The 3,778-nt window shown below is 36.1% G+C and carries 4 protein-coding genes; all 4 read right to left on the bottom strand.

Annotated features, from left to right (window positions below):
- Positions 1–321: 321 nt before the first annotated feature.
- On the bottom strand, positions 322–1,557 hold the full coding sequence (locus tag ACW6OJ_RS07585; protein ID WP_456096215.1) for an NAD(P)/FAD-dependent oxidoreductase: 1,236 nt from the start codon (positions 1,555–1,557) through the stop codon (positions 322–324).
- Between the two features lie 99 nt (positions 1,558–1,656).
- Positions 1,657–2,451 (bottom strand): HAD-IIB family hydrolase, encoded by a 795-nt coding sequence (locus ACW6OJ_RS07590; protein WP_456096216.1) that lies wholly within the window; start codon positions 2,449–2,451, stop codon positions 1,657–1,659.
- Between the two features lie 87 nt (positions 2,452–2,538).
- The gene (gene hpt / locus ACW6OJ_RS07595) at positions 2,539–3,069 is read right to left on the bottom strand and encodes a hypoxanthine phosphoribosyltransferase (RefSeq protein WP_293427165.1); all 531 of its coding nucleotides are present in this window, start codon (positions 3,067–3,069) and stop codon (positions 2,539–2,541) included.
- Between the two features lie 27 nt (positions 3,070–3,096).
- The coding region (locus tag ACW6OJ_RS07600) for an aspartate--ammonia ligase (protein WP_456096217.1) at positions 3,097–3,778 on the bottom strand (682 nt) is incomplete at its 5' end.

The raw sequence follows: 3,778 nt of genomic DNA on the forward strand, positions 1-3,778 counted from the left end.
TTTAGAAACGGGCAATATAGATATTGGTAACGAAAAGATTTACAATTATATTACTAGCCTATAGGTAAATCTATTGTTCTCCTATAATTTGCTAAAATGAAAAGATAGGGTGAACTTAATTATTTGTTTTGCAGAAAATTATCTATACCAATAAGAGGTCACTACCCTCTTCGACTTTGATTTGTTCCCAAGCCATCATTATGTAGCTTGGAACCGAACCAATCTGGAAGAGCTTGTGACCTCTTTCTATTTGGCATTTGTCTTTATATATCCATTTTTATATCTATCCATTTCTACAAATCTATTCATAATACTTGTTTACTAGTCATTTTTAGCTGAACTAACTCCAGCCAAGTATCCTGTAGAAAAAGCTATTTGTAGGTTGTAGCCCCCTGTAAATCCATTTACATCTAAGATTTCTCCCGCAAAATATAGGTCCTTAACTATTTTTGATTCCATCGTGCTCGGATTAACCTCCTTAACCTCTATACCCCCCTCGGTAATGATAGCCTCATCCATTGGCCTTAGCCTTTTTATATCAAAGCTTATACCCTTAATTAATGCAAGTAGGCCCTGCCTCTCTTCCTTAGATACCTGATGAACAGGCTTTTTGCCATCAATAGCTAGTCTGTCTATAATATATCCTATCATTCTCTTAGGTAGTAGGTCCTTTAATCCTGCCTCAATGCTAGATTTAGAATATTTGTCAAAATCCCTTAGTATCCTAGCATCTAGCTTCTCACTAGATAGGGCTGGCTTAAGATCTAGCATAAGTCTGTAATTATTCTTTCGAAAATCGTCTATATAACACGAGGATGACTTAATAACTGGTCCATCCAATCCGTAGTCCCTAAATTCAAGTTCTCCAAAATCATCATAAATCTTTTTATTGTTCTTGTATAAATCTATAGATATATTCCTTAGATTAAGACCAACAAGTTCCTTCTTTATCTCTTCTATAGTCTCCATACCGATAAGACTTGGGTATAGACTAGTGACCTTATGACCACACTGCTGTGCCATAATATAGCCATCACCTGTAGAGCCTGTGAGTGGGTATGATTTACCTCCAGTAGCAAGAATTATCTTGTCTGCAAATAATTTTTTGCCATCGGCAAGGACTAGCCCCTTTGTCCTAGCTTGATCTATTATAAGTGATTTTACCCTGGCGCCAGTTTTAATTTTCACACCCTGGCTATCCAACATTTTTTCCATTGTCCTCACAACATCAATAGCCCTATCACTCACTGGAAATACCCTATTTCCCCTTTCTGTCTTCAGATCTAAACCAAAGGACCTAAATAGGTCCATTAGGTCATCATTGGTGAAGGAATACAAAGAGCTATACATAAAATTGCCATTTCTATATATATTCTTGATTATAGTCTCAAGATCAGATGCGTTAGTTACATTACATCTCCCCTTACCAGTTATCCTTATTTTTCTACCCAAGAGCTTGTTCTTCTCTACAATTGTGACCTGAGCCCCCTCCTTTGCAGCAAAGTATGCTGCCATCATTCCGGCGGCCCCTCCCCCAACTACTAATACCTTTTTCATCTTATCATCCACCTGTATACCTCAACTTACATTACAATAAATAAAGTACCGCTTTCCTCTGTATTAATCTCACATAAAAGTAGATAGACTTTTATCTAGCTAATCAATCCAACCAAAATGCCTACAAGCATGTTCAATTCCCCCATCATCAGCATCCTTTGTAACAAAATCAGCAATCTTTTTTAGTTCTTCAACTGCATTTCCCATTGCTATAGATGTCCATTCAGGCCTAAACATCTTGATGTCATTCGTGTTATCACCAAACACTACCACATCTTGGTCCTCTATACCCATAAGGTCCATAACCTTTCTGATACCAAGGGACTTATCATCTGGCTCAATAATTATATAATTAGGCCTATACCTAGTATAGGTTACGTTCTTTAAAGCTTCTAACTGGGCTTCTTCTTCAAGATTTATGCAGGCAAACCCCTTAAATACGTCCTTGACCTTCCTAATATCAAGATTTGGGTCAATAACTGTATCCATATAATTCTGTGTTTCCTTCTTCATAATATCGTAGAATTTTTTAGTCTTAGTGTGCCAAACTCTCTCGTCTGCCAAGCAAATAGCCCAAGGGATTCCCTTTTCTTCAAAAACATCTACTATATCTATCATCATTTGCTTATCTAATGGTTTAATATCCACCTTTCCATTCAATACTGTACCGAAGCCTCCATCTGTAACCATATTTTTTATACCAAATTCATCACAGAATGGCTTTGTCATCGTATACATTCTCCCAGTAGCTACACTTATAAAATGCCCATTTTCCTTTAACTTATTTAGGGCATACTTAGTTGATTCAGGTATATATCTAGGCATACCTATAGCTATTGTACCATCTATATCAAAAAAGAAATACTTCTTCCTAAAGTTCTTTTTTCCTTCCATTTCTTACCCCTTCCAAAATAAAAACTGTACCCTAATTATATCACATAAGGTACAGTTCCTATAAGTCATTATAAAATATTAAATATATTAGTCTTCTACGTCTTCAACAATAGCAATATATGGAAGGTTTCTATATTTTTCGTCATAGTCTATTCCATATCCTACTATAAATTTGTCCTCTATCACAAAGCCAACGTAGTCAACATTTACATCAACCTTTTTTCTTGCAGGTTTATTTAATAGTGTACATAGTTTTAGGCTTCTTGGCTCTCTAGTCATAAGCGTATCATATAGATTTCTTAAAGTTATACCAGAGTCAATAATATCTTCAACTATCAATACATTCTTATCCTTTATATCTACATCAAGATCCTTTAAAATCTTTACTGTACCGGATGATACTGTTCCACTTCCATAGCTTGAGACGCTCATAAAGTCTATATTGACATTAAGGTTTATCTTCCTCATTAGGTCAGCAACAAATACACTTGCTCCCTTTAATATACCAACTAAAAGAAGGTCCTGTCCCTCGTAGTCTTTTTCAATTTGCTTGGCTAATTCTGTTACCTTGTTTTCTATTTCTTCTTGGCTTAACATTACACCAGTTAACTTATACATACTGCCTCCAAAATTCTATACAAATATTTATAGTAGGTGGATACCTGCCTTGGCACACTCTTTTATCATGCCATTTGGCCATATACCAACCTGGACTTCACCAATATGAGCCTTTCTTAGGAAGAACATACATATTCTAGACTGACCTATACCTCCACCAATTGTGTACGGAAGGTCACCATTTAATAGGTCTCTATGGTAGTCAAAGGACTTTCTATCTTCAGCGCCGGCAATTTCTAGCTGTCTACTTAAAGATTCTTCATCTACCCTGATTCCCATTGAAGACAATTCTATCACATCATCAAGTATAGGATTGTAGAATAAAAAGTCTCCATTTAGTTCCCAATCATCATAGTCAGGAGACCTACCGTCATGCTTTTCACCCGATTCCAATACTCCTCCTATGCCTACTAGGAATACTGCCTTATGCCTCTTTACTATAGCCCTCTCTCTTTCCTTTGGACTAAGATTAGGCCATTCATTTTCTAATTCCTGACTAGATATAAATGTAATCTTGTCAGGAAGTAATGGCGTAAACTGAGGGTACATAGACATTACATACTTATCAGCCCTCTTAAAGACCTCATATATCTTTTCAACAATCCAAACTAGCTTGTCATAAGTCCTATCTTCTTTTTTAATTTGATATTCCCAGTCCCACTGGTCAACATATAAAGAATGTAGGTTGTCCAGCTCTTCATCCTTTCTT

Source organism: Peptostreptococcus sp. (assembly GCF_977045075.1).

Bases quoted from the DNA above. Each gene is read 5' to 3' on its own strand.
- ACW6OJ_RS07585 (WP_456096215.1), bottom strand. From the start codon at position 1,557: ATGAAAAAGGTATTAGTAGTTGGGGGAGGGGCCGCCGGAATGATGGCA.
- ACW6OJ_RS07590 (WP_456096216.1), bottom strand. From the start codon at position 2,451: ATGGAAGGAAAAAAGAACTTTAGGAAGAAGTATTTCTTTTTTGATATA.
- hpt (WP_293427165.1), bottom strand. From the start codon at position 3,069: ATGTATAAGTTAACTGGTGTAATGTTAAGCCAAGAAGAAATAGAAAAC.